Raw genomic sequence first — 15,781 nt, 5'->3', positions numbered from 1 at the left:
CACAGGGTTTTTCTATAATAAACACCGTTTCACCCGAATTTTCTAGATTTACGAAAAAGGTGTATTGTGGCTGTTTCAAAGCTTGATGAAGTTGTGTCGCTGGCTAAGCGTCGTGGATTTGTGTTTCCAGCTGGAGAGATTTACGGCGGAACTCGCTCCGCGTGGGATTATGGCCCTTTGGGCGTTGCGTTAAAAGATAATATCAAGCGCGAATGGTGGCGTTATATGGTCACTACTCGTGGCGATGTTGTTGGCGTAGATACGTCTGTTATTTTGCCTTCTCAAGTTTGGGTTGCGTCTGGTCACGTTTCTGTATTCAACGATCCTCTTATTGAGTGCTTGAATTGCCATAAGCGCCATCGTGCAGATAAGTTGGAAGAGTCTTATGCCGAAAAGCATGGCGACAAGATGCCAGAAAATGGCTTGAAAGACATTGCTTGCCCAGATTGTGGAACTCGCGGAAATTGGACGGAGCCTCGCGATTTTAACATGATGCTTCGCACTCATTTGGGGCCAGTGGAAGACGAAAACAGCTTGCATTATTTGCGACCAGAAACAGCGCAAGGTATTTTTGTTGATTTTAAGAACGTTATGACTTCTACTCGTCAAAAGCCGCCATTCGGCATTGCGAATATTGGTAAGTCTTTCCGTAACGAGATTACGCCTGGAAACTTCATCTTCCGCACTCGCGAGTTTGAGCAGATGGAAATGGAGTTCTTTGTAGAGCCTGGAACGGACGAAGCTTGGCATCAATATTGGATTGACACTCGCGTAAATTGGTATGTTGATTTGGGCGTAAAGCCAGAGAATTTGCGCATGTATGAGCATCCTAAAGAGAAGCTAAGCCATTATTCCAAGCGCACTGTAGATATTGAATACAAATTCGGATTCCAAGGATCTGACTGGGGAGAGCTTGAAGGCATTGCAAACCGTACCGACTACGATTTGTCTGCTCACGCTAAGCATTCTGGCGAGGATTTGAGCTACTTTAACCAGGCAACTGGCGAAAAGTACGTGCCTTACGTTATTGAGCCTGCTGCTGGCCTTACGCGCTCGCTTATGGCGTTCTTGGTTGATGCTTACGACGTTGACGAGGCTCCAAACACTAAGGGTGGAGTGGATAAGCGCACTGTTCTTCGACTTGACCCTCGTTTGGCTCCTGTTAAGGCTGCTGTTTTGCCATTGAGCAAGAAGCCAGAATTGCAATCGGTTGCTCAAGATTTGGCTGCTGATCTTCGCCAGCATGATTGGGTTATTGACTACGATGAGGCTGGCGCTATTGGCCGCCGCTATCGCCGCGAAGACGAGATTGGTACTCCTTTGTGCGTAACAGTTGACTTCGATACTTTGGAAGATCACGCTGTTACAATTCGCGAGCGCGACACTATGCAACAAGAGCGTGTTTCCTTAGACAAGGTTGCAGATTACGTAGCAAGCCGCATTAATGAAAAGCGCGTTAAGTATCCGCAAGGTCCTGTAGAGATTGTTGGCACGCGTGCTGCAGACGGCGGTGTGGATGTTGCTAAGGAAGGCGGCGTTGACGAATCGCAGCCTGTAAAGATTGCTCAAGCTGGCGGATTGTACTAATAAGTATTTAGTAAAAAGTCGCTAGTAAAAAATCGCATAAAATCGCTAGCGTAAAATCGCTAGCAAAAATATATTAAAGTGAACGGAGTTAAAGCAATATGGATTTTTCTATTAAACCAGTGGATTTAGGGAAAATTCATATTGCAACTCCTGTTGTTTTATCTCCAATGGCTGGTATTACTAACTGGCCTTTTCGCGTGATTTGCCGAGAATACGGGCCAGATGGCTTGTATGTTGCAGAAATGATTACTGCACGCGCACTAGTCGCAAGAAATCCAAAAGCCTTGCGTTTATGCCGTTTTGCGCCTAGTGAAAAAGTGCGCTCCTTGCAACTTTACGGAGTGGATCCTTTAATTGTGGAGCAAGCTGCTCGAATTGTTGTTGACGAAAATATGGCAGATCACGTTGACTTAAACTTTGGCTGCCCAGTTCCTAAAGTTACAAGGCGCGGTGGCGGATCTGCTCTTCCTTGGAAAACGGATTTGCTTCAAGAGATTTTGCATCGCGTTATAAGCGTGTGTAATCCAGCAGGAATCCCAGTTACAGCTAAATTCCGCGTTGGAATTGACGAAGACCACGAGACTTTTATGCAAGCTGGTCATATTGCGCAAGAAGAGGGTTGTGCGGCTGTTACTTTGCATGCGCGTACGACTGCAGAATATTATGGTGGCCATTCCGATTGGAGCCGTATTAGCGAGCTTGTAGAGGCTTTAGATATTCCTGTTTTTGGTAATGGAGATATTTGGGGCGCGGATGACGCTCTTGCAATGTTTAAAGAAACAGGATGTGCAGGCGTTGCGATTGGCCGCGGATGCCAGGGGCGTCCTTGGATTTTTGCTGATATTCGTTCTGCTTGCAATGGCAGCGATAATCGCGTTAATCCAAGTCTTGGCGAAGTTTGCAAAGTGATTTTAAGGCATTTGGAGCTTCTTGTTGACTTTTATGATGGCGACGAACGAATGGCAGTTCATGACTTGCGAAAGCATATTGCGTGGTATTTGAAAGGCTTCCCAGTTGGAGGAGGAACTCGCAAAAGCTTTATGGAATGCGAGTCTATTGAGGATGTTCAACGCAATATTGATGCATTGGATTTATCGCTTAAGCTTCCTGAGCAGGTTTTAGACACGCCGCGCGGCCGAGTTCGTTTTGCTAAAAAAGTTCATTTGCCATATGGCTGGTTGGATTCAAGAATTACCACTAGCGAGGAGCGCAAAGAGCTTTTTGGCAATGACCCGATGGATGCTAGCTACTAGCGTTTTTCTAGAGTTTTCTAGGGTTTAGCGGCTGTTAAAAATGGCGTCTAAGCTATTGCTTAATGTTCAAAACTTTTGTTGGTAAAACGCCTTAAATATTTGCGTATAGCACGGTGTATTATCGAATCGGTGACATTTTTTAAGTTTTTATTTGTAAAACGTCGCCATTATCGAGCGTTTTGCGCTAAAGTATTGCGTAAAACGTGCGTGTGAGTGACAGGAGACAACGGTGAGCGAGATTGCCCAGACTGACAATTTCAACGACAAAACCATAATCAAGGTAGTCGGCGTCGGTGGAGCCGGTGGTAACGCCGTCAACCGAATGATCACCGAGGGTTTGCAGAACGTAGAATTCGTAGCTATCAACACTGATGCTAAGGATTTGTTGCGTTCCGACGCTGATGTAAAGATTTCATTATCTGATGCTTCAAGTCGTGGTCTCGGTGCTGGTGCTGATCCAGAAAAGGGTGCAAAAGCTGCACAAGATCATCAATCCGACATTGAAGAAGCATTAAAGGGCGCCGATATGGTGTTCGTAACTTGCGGCGAGGGCGGTGGAACTGGTACAGGTGCAAGCCCAATAGTTGCGCGAGCTGCACACCAGCAAGGTGCTTTAACAATCGCAGTAGTTACGCGTCCTTTCGGGTTTGAAGGCCCTCAGCGTGCTGCATCAGCAAAACTTGGTATTGAAAATCTTCGTAAAGAAGTCGATGCTTTGATTGTTATTCCAAACGATCGTTTGTTGGAAATTTCAGATCGAACTATCGGAATTATTGAAGCTTTTAAGACGGCAGATACCGCATTGCTTGCAGGCGTGCAAGGTATTACCGATTTGATTACCATGAATTCTTATATTCATGTTGATTTTTCGGATGTTACCGCCGTTTTGCGTGGTGCTGGAACCGCGCTGTTTGGAATTGGCGCTGCAAAGGGAGAAGACAGAGCTACTCAAGCTGCTGAAATTGCTATTAGCTCCCCATTGCTTGAAGAGAGCATTGAAGGCGCTCACGGTGCTTTGATTAATATTGCAGGTCCAAGCGATTTGAAGTTGCAAGAAGCAAGCGCTGCAACAGAACTTGTTCGCAAGGCAATTCATCCAGAAGCCCAGATTATTTGGGGTCTTTCTTTGGACGATTCTTACGGAGACGAAGTTCGCGTTACTGTTATTGCTGCTGGTTTTGATTCCCACCCTAAGGTGGAAGACGATAAGGCTGGTGCTTTTGTAGATATGCAAGCAGGAGTTGATTCTGTTGCCCCAGCTCAGTCAACAACTCCAGTCGCGCCTTCCGCAAAGCCTGTTGTTGCTGAAGAATCTTCGCAGCCTGTTTCTTCTATGTTTGATTCTGTTGCACCAAGCCAGAATTATCAAGCATCGGCTTCTAAAGATAAGCCTCAAGACGAACCAGACGAATTGGATATTCCTGATTTTCTACGTTAAGCATAGCGATAGGAGGGCAGCTTAATGGCTGGCTTTATGAAGAACATGATGTCTTACGTAGGCATGAGTGATGTTCAAGACGACGATGATTTCGTTGATTCTCAAGCGCAAGAAACTTCGTTTGACAACGATCACAACGTTGCTCCTATAAGTCTGCATAATTCAGAATCGCAGTTGGGTAATGGCACTGCTTCTCGTGCTGGAGCAGTCCGCATGAGTCGCATTACAACGATTCATCCAAAGTCTTATGACGATGCTCAATTAGTTGGGCGTGCGTTAAGAGATGGAACTCCAGTTGTTTTGAATCTTACTGGTGTTAGTGAATCTGTTGCGTATCGCATTGTTGACTTTTCTGCTGGAGTTGTATTTGGTGTTCGTGGGTCTATTGAGCGAGTAACGCCAAGAGTGTTTCTTCTAAGTCCTTCGCAAGTAAACATAAAGGTTGAAGACGCTCCTAATGGCGGTTCTGCTAGAGAATTGTTCTCGTAAAGATACAAGCTTAGTAACAAAGACCGCTTATAGCATTTGCTTTATGCGTTATTTAGATTTAAGGCAGAGTCTCTTTGAGATTTCTGCCTTAAATTATCTAATATCAATTATCGAATAAAAATTATCTAATAACAAAAATCTTCTTAACTTTTATTGTGATGATTGTTTACTTGTGATTGTTTTAAGAAAGTTTATTTACGGAAGTGAGTTTATGATTTTTAACAGCTTAATATTAATCATTAATCTTTTTCTAAGCGCATACTTAACAGTGCTATTTATTCGCGCAATTTTAGACTGGATTCCAATCGTATTCCATTCATTTAGTCCAAATGCGATTGTTAGAAAATTTGCTCAAATCATATATTATTTAACGGAACCGCTTTTAAGATTTGCGCGTAGATTCATACCACCCGTAAGGCTTGGTAACATAAGTTTAGACGTAAGTTTTATGGTTGTTTACTTTTTGATAATTGTTTTACAAGTGATTTTATCTATGATCTATTAAGATTTTTTTTATTAAGACTTTAAGAATGTTCACTATACGCGCGCAATCGCCACTATTTTTCAACGATGTTCGTATTATTATCTATTAATCACATTATTTACTAAACATTTACTAAACGTAAGTCTTCATAATAAAAATAAGTCTGAATAATAAAATATTGGCAGATTTCGTAAAAAATAATTACTTTTTACACAATTTTTTCTATGGACGTGATAGCATCGAAGAGATATATCAAAAGGGCTGCGCGCCCAAAAGTGAGGTGTAATGCATTATGGCTCTGTTAACGCCTAAAGACATTCGCGAGCATACCTTCCAGATCGTTAGATTCAAGGGAGGCTATGACGTTGACGAAGTTGATGACTTTTTAGATCAGGTTACAGAAACAATCGAAGCGCTTGGTCAGCAGGCCGTGCAAGGACTCGGGGCTTCTACGCAGTCTCTTGGCGCTGATGTTGCTAGCTTAAACAATAAGATTTCAGACTTAACAAATCAGGTTGAATCTTTAACTAAAGAAAATAATGATTTGCGAGAAGCATCCAGCAATGCAAGCAAGAGTGATAACGATCTTGCAGCAAAGCTTAAGGAAGCGGAAGAAAACAACCGTGCATTGAGCGAGCAAAATCAGCAGCTTAAGGAGCAACTGGATGGATTGGGTGCTCAAGTAGATCAGCTTACCGCTCAAGCTGCAAATGCAGATAATGCTAAGGCAGACGCTGATAAGAAGATTCAAGAAGAGCTTGAAAACGTTACGCGCGAGCGCGATGACTTCCGTGCAAGCAGCGAAAACTTGGGTCGTGAGCTAGAAGAGGTTCGCCAGCAGCTTGTTGTAACTCAGCAAGAAAATGCTAAGGTTCAAGATCTTAACAAGCAGCTCGAAGAATCGCATAAGCGAGAAGAACAGCTTCGCGAGCAAGTTTCTAAGATGGAACCAAGCACAGAAACTGGTAGCTTGCAAAAGATTGCAGGCGCTGGTGCGGAAGCTCAGGGCTCGGAGCCAGAGCGTGCTACTGCTATGTTGACTCTTGCAATGCAATTGCACGATCAATATGTAGACAAGGGCAAGGCAAAGGCTCAGCAGATTGTTGAAGAAAGCCAGGCACGCTATAACGAGATAATTGCCAAGGCAGACGAATACTCTGGTCGCACGCACAGCGAGGCTGACGAATACAATAAGCAAACTCGCGGGGATGCGGATGATTATTCGGTTCGTACTCGCGGAGATGCCGATGCTTATGCGGCTCGTGCTCACAACGAGGCAGACGCTTACTCGGGCAAGGTTCGTCAAGCTGCGGATGACTACTCTAAGCAAACTCACGATCAAGCTGATCAATACGAAGCAGAAGTTCAGCACAGAGCTGCGGATTACGATTCCACTACTCGCACTTCTGCAGACGCATATGCTCGCCAAGTACGTGAAAATCTCGAGAAGCAAACTAAGGTTATTGAAGGAAACATTCAAAGCCTTAAGCAGTTTGAAACTGAGTATCGTACTCGCTTGACCGACTTCTTGGGTCAGCTTGTTGCTCAAGTTTCCGACGAAAACACGTATACATCTATGGAAAATCAAGATAAGCAGGATAAGTAGTATTTACTAGTATTTAGTAGTATTTACTAAATCCCTTTAGATTGGAAAATACATTGACGCATAGTTATGTGCGTGTAGAACGGCTGCGTAATCGCGCAGCCGTTTTTGCACTGATTGCTTTTATTGGCGTGGTTTTAGACCGAGTAACAAAAGTTTGGGCTTTAGCAGCGCTTAGTGGTGGAAAAAACATTGAGATTCTTCCACACTTGCTCTCTTTTACTCTTGTTAGGAATCCTGGAGCATCTTTTGGCTTAGGCTCTTCTTTTACTTGGGTTATTAGCGTGTTAGCTTGCGCTGCTTGCGGTGCTATGACTGCTGTTATTAAGCACACAAAATCCTTATATTGGACTATTGCGCTTGCTTTAGCTTTTGCTGGAGCTTTTGGAAATCTTATTGATAGAGCGCAATATGCTCAAGGATTTTTGAACGGAAAAGTCGTAGATTTTATAAACTACGGATGGTCCGTTGGAAATGTGGCAGATATTGAGCTTATGTTTGCAGGAATCGCAGTTATATGCCTTATTTTGATTGGGATTCCTCTTATAGAGCGCGCTGATGAGTGATATTCGTTTTACTGTTACGAGTCAATTTGCCGGATGCAGATTCGACGTGTGCTTGTCGAAGCTTATGGGAGTATCGCGTGCAAACGCAATATCGCTAATCGATAGTGGCAAAGCAAAAATCTTAAATAGAAAGTCGCAAAAATCGTCTATTTTGCAAGAATCAGATGTGATTGTTGTAAATAAAGAAGACGATTGTGCTTGTGATTGTGCTAGTGATTGCGATTCTTCCAGTAATCCTCAAAGCCAGCCTTCTATATGCGATTTAGAAATCGTATACAATGATGACGATGTTGTAGTAATAAACAAGCCTGTTTCTGTGGCGTCTCATGCAGCAAAAGGGTGGAACGGGCCTACTGTTCCAGAATGTCTAGAAGACGCTGGGATTAAAATAAACACAACGCTTTGCGACGAATCACGCAAAGGAATCGTAAGCAGGTTAGACGTTGGAACAAGCGGCCTTATGCTCGTTTGCAAAACGGATTTTGCGTACGAAAATATGAAGCAGCAATTTGCTAGTCATAGTGTTAAAAAAACTTATACGGCATTAGTGCAAGGAAATTTGGAGCAAAACAAAGCGACTATTGAAGCTCCGATTGGAAGGTCGAAAGTATCTGACTTTAGGTTTACTGTAACCAAAAATGGCAAACCAGCTGTAACACATTGGGATGTTTTGGAGCGCTTTGGAATTGCAACTTTAGTTAGCGTAAATTTAGAGACGGGTAGAACTCACCAAATACGCGTGCATTTTTCTTCGATTGGTCATCCATTAGTGGCGGATAAAATGTATGGAGCAAACCCAAAGCTCGCAGAAAAACTAGAGTTACAACGCCAATGGCTTCACTCAACTAAGCTAGAATTTAAGCATCCTAGAACAGGAAAATTAGTTAAGCTTGAATCGGAGTATCCGCTAGATTTGCAACACGCTTTACAAGCCGTGCAGCAATTATAAAAGCGAGCATATTTAGCAAAACAGGTCATATTGCATCTATAAAATAGCAAGCATGACTAGGCCAGAAACAAACTTTGTACATTTGCATAACCACACGCATTATTCGCTTTTGGATGGTGCTTCAAAGATACCAGACCTAGTAGCGAGTGCAAAAGAATTGGGTATGCCAGCTATTGCTATTACAGACCACGGCAATATGCATGGCGCGTACGAGATGTGGAGCACGGCTGTAAAAGCTGGGATTAAGCCGATTATTGGAATCGAAGCTTATGTGACTCCAGAAACAGCCAGACAAGACAAAAGCCGAGTTCATTGGGGAACGGACGCGCAAAGAAGTGACGATGTTTCTGGCGGTGGTTTGATTACTCACATGACAATGTGGGCCGAAAATGATGAAGGCTTAACAAATTTGCTTAAAGCATCGTCTATAGCCAATTTGGAAGGTCGCGTTATGCGATATCCTCGAATGGATAAAGATGTGCTTTCAACGTATTCTAAAGGCGTTATAGCGTCTTCTGGATGTCCGTCTGGAATTATTCAAACGCGTCTTCGTTTGGGTCAATTTGATGAGGCTTTACGCGCTGCAGGTGAGTTCCAAGATATTTTTGGTCGAGATAATTTCTTTATTGAGCTTATGAATCACGGGCTTTCTATTGAAACACGCGTTACAAAAGATTTGCTTGAGATTGCTAAAAAGTTGAATGCTCCTCTTCTTGCTACTAACGATTTGCACTATGTGCACGAAGAAGATAGAGAAGCGCAAGATGCAATGCTTTGCATTAATTCTGGATCTCGCTTAGATGATCCAGATCGTTTTAAGTTTGACGGTTCTGGCTATTATTTGAAGTCTGCTGAGCAAATGCGTGAGCTTTTTAAGGAGTTTCCAGAAGCTTGCGATAATACGCTTGAGATTGCGCGCCGTTGCAATGTTATGTTTGATGACGGCGAAGATGGCGCTTTTATGCCGCAATTTGATTGTCCTAAAGGGTGGGATGAGACTTCGCTATTCCTTAAAAAAGTTGAAGAGGGTTTGGAACGCAGATACAACAACAATGTTCCAATGGAAGTCTTAAAACAAGCAGACTACGAGTGTGGCGTTATATGCCAAATGCAATTTTGTGGCTACTTTTTAGTTGTTGCAGACTATATTAATTGGGCAAAAGAGCACGGGGTTATGGTTGGCCCTGGACGAGGAAGCGCTGCAGGAGCAATGGTGGCGTATGCAATGGGCATTACCGAGCTTGACCCAATGAAGCATGGTTTGATTTTTGAACGATTCTTAAACCCAGAGCGCGTGTCTTTGCCAGATATTGACGTTGACTTTGATCCAGAAGGTAGAGCCAAAGTTTTGGAATACGTTGGCGAAAAATATGGAAAAGACAAAGTAGCGCAATGCGTGATTTATGGCACGATTAAAACTAAGCAAGCTCTTAAAGATGCTGCTCGAATAATGGGTTATGAGTTTTCTGTTGGAGAAAAAATTACAAAGATTTTGCCTCCTGCAAAAAATGGCAAAGATATGAGCTTGCATGAAATTTTTGATGAAAAGTCAAAGAGATACGCGGAGGCTCGTGAGTTCCGTGAGATGTACAAGGATGACCCAGATACAAAGCTAATTACAGAAGAAGCAAAGGGTATTGAAGGCTTGATTCGCCAAACGGGTGTGCATGCTTGTGCAACGATTATGGGTTCGGAGCCTATTACAGATACGTCTCCTCTTTTGGAGCGCACTGATGGCACAATTACAACAACTTTTGAGTATCACACTTGCGAAACTCTTGGCCTAGTTAAGATGGATTTTTTGGGTCTTTCTAACTTAACGGTTATTAGGGATACTATTCGAAATGTTGAGAATAATCGTCATACAAAAATTGATTATACGAAAATACCTTTAGACGATAAAGAAACTTACAAACTTCTTGCAAGAGGAGATACTTTAGGAGTTTTCCAGCTTGATTCCGACGGTATGCGTGCGCTTCTTCGCACTCTAAAACCAGATAACTTTAACGATATTTCTGCTTTGATTGCGCTTTATAGGCCAGGTCCTATGGATATGGATTCTCATACAAACTACGCTAAGCGCAAGAACGGTTTGCAAAAGATTACGCCTATTCACCCCGAAGTTGCAGAGCCGCTAAAAGATGTTTTAGGTGAAACTTATGGTTTGATTGTGTACCAAGAGCAGGTGCAATCTGCTGCGCGTATTTTAGCAGGGTATAGCCTTGGCAAGGCAGATGTTTTGCGTAGAGCTATGGGTAAAAAGAAGCCAGAAGTGTTGGCTAAAGAGAAAATCCCGTTCTTTAAAGGTATGCAAGAGCATGGGTATTCTAAAGAAGCTGCTCAAGCTGTGTGGGATGTTTTAGTTCCATTCTCTGGTTACGCGTTTAATAAAGCTCATTCTGCTGCATATGGTTTGATTTCATATTGGACTGCTTACTTAAAAACGCATTACCCGGTTGAATTTATGGCTGCGTTACTCCAAAACGAACGTACGAATAAAGATAAGACTGCACTGTATTTGGGTGAAGCAAGGCGCATGGGAATTCGCATTTTACCTCCTGATGTTAATGAATCAGTATTAGAGTATTCTGCTGTAGGCAATGTTGTGCGATTCGGTCTTGGAGCAATTAGAAACGTTGGAGATAAAGCTGTAAAAGATATTATTGCTGAACGTGAATCTTCTAGAGGACGTTTTGTGAATTTCAAAGATTTCGTTAAAAGAGTTTCTTTTGATGCTCTTAACAGAAGGCTTGTTGAATCTTTGATTAAAGCTGGAGCTTTCGATTCTATTGATCCTAATAGGCGTGCTATTTGGGAAATTTGTGGACAAGCGATAGATTCCGTAATACCTATTAAGCGTAGGCAATTGGAAGGTCAGTTTGATTTATTCTCTAGTATTGATGAAGATAATACAGATAATCTGTCGTTAGGCGATGCTGAAATAAATGTTCCTGATGTAGAAGAATGGGATAAAAAAACAAAGCTAAACTTTGAGCGCGAGATGCTTGGACTTTATGTTTCTGATCATCCTTTGAGCGGTCTTTCTGCTGTTTTAAGTAGCTTGAGTGATATGAGTATTGCTGAATTGATTGATAAAGCAAAAACTATGAATGAACGCACTAAAGTGACTTTAGCTGGTCTGATTACTGGTGTAGATAGACGTGTTTCTAAACAAGGTAATGCGTGGGCAATAATCACATTGGAAGATATGGAAAGTTCCATACAATGTATGTTTTTCAGCAAAGCATACGAAGCTGCTGCAAATGATTTTGCGATTGATCAAGTAGCCCAAATTCGAGGTGAAGTTGAGGTTCGCGATGAAACAGTTTCTTTGCGTGGTAAATATTTTGAAATACCTTCTTTGGAATCTATAGATTCAAGACCTCTTAATATTGTTCTTCCTAATATGAGTATCGATAAATCTAAATTAGACAAGTTGAGTTCTATATTATGTGAGCATCCTGGGTGTTGCGAAGTAAGACTTGCTTTGATTGACTCTAAGGGGCGCGCAAAAGTCTTAGCTTTTGGAGATAGATTTAGAGTTAAGCGAGATATGTCACTTTTTGCAGAGCTAAAAATATTGTTTGGCCCAGCTTGTTTGCCAGGCGCCTAAAATGAGCCGATTAAAATAAGCTAATCGCGTAGAATATTCTTAGAGTGTTTTAGAGTGACTTTAAGCGTTTTAAGAAGTGGTAAAGATAAGTAAAGATAAGTAAAAACAAGTAAAAATAAGGCTTTTTGATTTAGAAGGTAAAAAGATATGTGTGAAAATAACGACGATTTGAGTAAAAACAATAACGTTAGTGATAATAATGGAGTTAATGGCAATAATGGCGTTGGCTCCAATGATTCCAACGATGTTCGTACTTCTTTTACCGATAAAGAGCTGGAAGATGCATTGCTTGGTTTTGAAAAAGAGTTTAGCGAAGAGCAAAATCGTGATTCAATCGATGATGCTGTAAAAAAGATTGAGCAAGCAGATTTTGAAGAAGATTTGCAAGGTTTGCTTGGAAAAAAGGCAAAGTGCGCGCTGTTCTTAACAGCTATAGAGCCAGGAGAGCTTCTTGCATCTTTTTGCAAAATGGCTGGAGTTAATGCGGATTGTTTTAACGATGAAAATGGTGGAGTCGCAGTTTTACGTGATTTAGACGAAGACAATCCAGAAAAATCAGTTAAAAAATTTACCGACTATTTTCGTGGAATGCCTGCTGTTCTAATGGTAAATCGCGCTAATAAGATTGATGCAAAAGTTTATGAATACAATCGAGGCGTTTTAGACGTTGTTCCTCCTATGATTCTTGCAATGGCTGCTAGATGTGTTGAAGACCTTATGATTTGTTACTCAAGTGTTAAAGATCTTAAAGAATCTGGGATTGAAGTTACAAGTACAGATGATTTAAGCGATGATCAAGCCAAAGAGATTTTTTATAAATATGGCAAAAAGATGTAATCCACGTTAAGTAGATTGCTACTAGATTGCTACATTAAAAATAAGTAAATTCATGCTCATAAAACTAAATAAAAGTGAAAAGTAAGAGATAATATAAATTAATCTCTTAAATATTAGTTAAAGAGTATGAGAGAAAAACACATAGTTACACACTTAAATTGATTGGACTGTAGATATGGATAGACAGCAAGAATTCGCTTTGCGTACAGTTGAAGAGCGTGACGTTCGTTTTATTCGACTATGGTTCACGGATGTTCTTGGAACTCTTAAATCGGTTGCTATTGCTCCAGCAGAGCTTGAAGCTGCGTTTGAAGAGGGTATTGGCTTCGATGGTTCTGCGATTGAAGGCATGACTCGTGTTTTAGAAGACGACATGATTGTTAAGCCAGATCCTTCGACTTTCCAACTTTTGCCATGGCATGGCGGCCCAGAAGGCACGGCGCGCATGTTTTGCGACGTTCTAACGCCAGATGGGGAGCCGTCTCTTGGAGATCCGCGTCATGTTCTTAAAACTGCGCTCGCAAAAGCTAAAGAAAAAGGCTTTACTTTTTACGTTCATCCAGAAATTGAGTTTTACTTATTTGAAGCGCAAGACGATTGGTCTAAAGCTCCTGTTCCTATTGATGAAGGTGGGTATTTTGACCACGTTCCAAGAAGTTCGGCAATGGACTTTCGTCGTAGTGCTGTGAGCATGCTTGAACAGATGGGTATTTCTGTTGAGTATTCTCACCACGAAGGCGGTCCTGGTCAAAACGAGATTGACTTAAGATATGCAGACGCTCTTACTACTGCAGATAACATTATGACTTTCCGCACTGTTGTTAAGGAGATTTCTCTTGAGCGCGGAATGTATGCGAGCTTTATGCCTAAGCCGCTAACCGACCAGCCTGGTTCTGGTATGCACACGCATTTAAGCCTGTTTGAAGGAGATTCAAACGCTTTCTATGAGGCTGGCCAAGAGTTTAATATGTCGCTTATTGCTCGCCAATTTGCGGCTGGTATTTTGCATCATGCTGCAGAAATTTGCGCTGTTACAGATCAATACGTTAATTCTTACAAGCGCTTGTGGGGTGGGGCGGAGGCTCCTAGCTATGTTTGCTGGGGTCATAGCAACCGTTCTGCGCTTTTGCGTGTGCCTCAATATAAGCCTGGCAAAGGTAATTCTTGCAGAATGGAGTTTCGCGCGCTCGACCCTGTTGCGAATCCGTATCTTGCATACTCTGTTTTGTTGGCTGCTGGCTTAGATGGCATTGAGAAGCAAATGACTTTGTGCGATCCTACTAGCGACGACGTTTGGGAGCTTACGGATGCTGAGCGTCAAGCTATGGGCATTCAGCCTCTTCCTGAGTCTCTGGATGAAGCTTTGAAGATTATGGAGAAGTCTGATTTTGTTGCTAGTGTACTTGGCGAGCACGCGTTTGAATACTTCTTGCGCAATAAGCACAAAGAGTGGGAAGAGTATCGTCGCCAAGTAACGCCTTACGAGCTAGAGAAATACTTGCCTAGACTGTAGGTTTTGCAGCGTATTTGCGAATTTAGTTTGTGTTGACTATTAAAATCGCGCGATGTGCTGTGGCGGCGTGTCGCGCGATTTATTTTTAGGTTTTTCTTTGATTATTTTTTAACATTTTTCGCAAAATTTTTTCATATTGTTATATCTGAATGTTTATGTTTGAATGCTAGTTTCTAAGCATAATTTAAACGTTTGTTTATTTAATTTAACTTTTGTTGGCAATTGAAACATTTTATAACAAAAATCGCAAACTATTGCACAATAAAGAAACAATGATATATCTAAAATTATCCAATTGTAATGTTGATTTTCAAAATTATGAGAATAGAATTTTTGCTTGGTTGCATTTGAATAATTTTGAAAATATTCGCGCAATCCATGATTTACAACGACTGTAAAATCATGCCAAATACACAAAGGGAGGTAACTCAAGTGAAGAAGCTGATTCTTGATCTTGATACTGGTGTTGACGATACTCTCGCTATATCTTATGCTCTTGGAAGTCCAGAAATGGAGCTTATTGGCATAACTGGCACGTATGGCAACGTTTTAATGGAGCAAGGTGTTCGTAACGCGCTTGCAATCACAGACTTACTTGGGCATCCCGAAGTAAAAGTTTATAAGGGACTTTCGCACGCAAGCAAAAAAGATTCTTTTGAAGTTCTTCCAATTTCTGCATTTATTCATGGAGATAACGGAATTGGCGATGTTGAGATTCCAGATTCTGCGCGCAAAGCAGAAGATGAATCAGCTGTTGATTTTATTATCGATTCTGTAAAGAAATATGGCAAGGACTTGGTGTATGTTCCAACAGGACCAATGACAAATATCGCTGCTGCGTTGAAGAAAGCTCCAGAAATCAAGGACGAAATCGGAAAGATTGTTCTTATGGGCGGAGCGCTTACCATTCATGGAAACGTAAATGCTTGGACCGAAGCGAATATATCTCAAGACCCAGATGCTGCAGATGTACTATTCCGCTCTGGTGCTCCAGTAACAATGATTGGTTTGGATGTTACTTTACAGACTTTGCTTACCTACAAGGAGACAAAGCAGTGGCGTGACCTTGGTACAAAGGCTGGCAAGTTCCTTGCAGATATGACCGACTTTTACATTAAGGCATATGAGACAACGGCTCCACACCTTGGCGGATGCGGTTTGCATGATCCTTTGGCAGTGGCTGTAGCTGTGGATCCAACGCTTGTTACAACGCTTCCAATCAATATGCAAGTTGATGTTGAAGGTCCAACTCGTGGACGCACAATTGGTGATGTTACGCGCTTGAATGACCCTGTTAAGACAATGCAAGTTGCTGTTGGTGTTGATGTTCCACGATTCTTGAACGAGTTTATGACGCGCATTTCTGGCTTGGCAAAAATCGCTGGCTGAGTGTGGATTTTACGAGTTTTAGTTCCGTTTTAACTCCGCTTTTTGTTGTTCGACACGCCG

Annotated in this window: 12 protein-coding genes; all 12 read left to right on the top strand. The window is 42.0% G+C overall.

Going from position 1 to position 15,781, the window contains the following annotated elements; genetic code table 11:
- Window positions 1-66 precede the first annotated feature (66 nt).
- The 12 genes from ACPEIW_RS04885 to ACPEIW_RS04830 all read left to right on the top strand — a co-directional run bounded on the left by ACPEIW_RS04885 (window position 67) and on the right by ACPEIW_RS04830 (window position 15,721).
- Window positions 67-1,587, top strand: coding sequence for a glycine--tRNA ligase (locus tag ACPEIW_RS04885; protein WP_115761787.1), 1,521 nt, complete (start codon window positions 67-69; stop codon window positions 1,585-1,587).
- Window positions 1,588-1,685: 98 nt separating this feature from the next.
- Complete coding sequence (gene dusB, locus ACPEIW_RS04880; RefSeq protein WP_425663376.1) at window positions 1,686-2,840, top strand: tRNA dihydrouridine synthase DusB; 1,155 nt, start codon at window positions 1,686-1,688, stop codon at window positions 2,838-2,840.
- 229 nt (window positions 2,841-3,069) lie between these two features.
- Window positions 3,070-4,278: a cell division protein FtsZ gene (gene ftsZ, locus ACPEIW_RS04875; protein WP_032835871.1), complete on the top strand. Its 1,209-nt coding sequence runs from the start codon at window positions 3,070-3,072 to the stop codon at window positions 4,276-4,278.
- A gap of 24 nt (window positions 4,279-4,302) precedes the next feature.
- The gene (locus tag ACPEIW_RS04870) at window positions 4,303-4,767 is read left to right on the top strand and encodes a cell division protein SepF (protein WP_016635704.1); all 465 of its coding nucleotides are present in this window, start codon (window positions 4,303-4,305) and stop codon (window positions 4,765-4,767) included.
- Between the two features lie 211 nt (window positions 4,768-4,978).
- Window positions 4,979-5,272: a YggT family protein gene (locus ACPEIW_RS04865; protein ID WP_032818175.1), complete on the top strand. Its 294-nt coding sequence runs from the start codon at window positions 4,979-4,981 to the stop codon at window positions 5,270-5,272.
- Window positions 5,273-5,543: 271 nt separating this feature from the next.
- On the top strand, window positions 5,544-6,857 hold the full coding sequence (locus ACPEIW_RS04860; protein WP_425663373.1) for a DivIVA domain-containing protein: 1,314 nt from the start codon (window positions 5,544-5,546) through the stop codon (window positions 6,855-6,857).
- A gap of 68 nt (window positions 6,858-6,925) precedes the next feature.
- Complete coding sequence (locus ACPEIW_RS04855; protein ID WP_016808726.1) at window positions 6,926-7,420, top strand: signal peptidase II; 495 nt, start codon at window positions 6,926-6,928, stop codon at window positions 7,418-7,420.
- Window positions 7,413-8,369: an RluA family pseudouridine synthase gene (locus ACPEIW_RS04850; protein WP_425663371.1), complete on the top strand. Its 957-nt coding sequence runs from the start codon at window positions 7,413-7,415 to the stop codon at window positions 8,367-8,369. The genes ACPEIW_RS04855 and ACPEIW_RS04850 overlap by 8 nt, the downstream gene beginning before the upstream one ends.
- Window positions 8,370-8,421: 52 nt before the next feature.
- Window positions 8,422-11,982, top strand: a complete 3,561-nt coding sequence (gene dnaE, locus ACPEIW_RS04845) for a DNA polymerase III subunit alpha (RefSeq protein ID WP_425663369.1) — start codon at window positions 8,422-8,424, stop codon at window positions 11,980-11,982.
- 147 nt (window positions 11,983-12,129) lie between these two features.
- Window positions 12,130-12,819, top strand: coding sequence for a hypothetical protein (locus ACPEIW_RS04840; RefSeq protein WP_016787386.1), 690 nt, complete (start codon window positions 12,130-12,132; stop codon window positions 12,817-12,819).
- Between the two features lie 175 nt (window positions 12,820-12,994).
- Entirely contained in the window at window positions 12,995-14,332 is a 1,338-nt protein-coding gene (gene glnA, locus ACPEIW_RS04835) for a type I glutamate--ammonia ligase (RefSeq protein WP_004130324.1), read from the top strand.
- A gap of 432 nt (window positions 14,333-14,764) precedes the next feature.
- The gene (locus tag ACPEIW_RS04830) at window positions 14,765-15,721 is read left to right on the top strand and encodes a nucleoside hydrolase (protein ID WP_032813541.1); all 957 of its coding nucleotides are present in this window, start codon (window positions 14,765-14,767) and stop codon (window positions 15,719-15,721) included.
- The last annotated feature ends 60 nt before the right edge of the window (window positions 15,722-15,781 follow it).

Origin of the sequence: Gardnerella piotii, from assembly GCF_049815665.1 — a bacterium.
GTDB lineage: Bacteria > Actinomycetota > Actinomycetes > Actinomycetales > Bifidobacteriaceae > Bifidobacterium > Bifidobacterium piotii.
The sequence above is the reverse complement of the archived record's forward strand: the minus strand, read 5'-3'. Positions and strand labels throughout refer to the sequence as shown.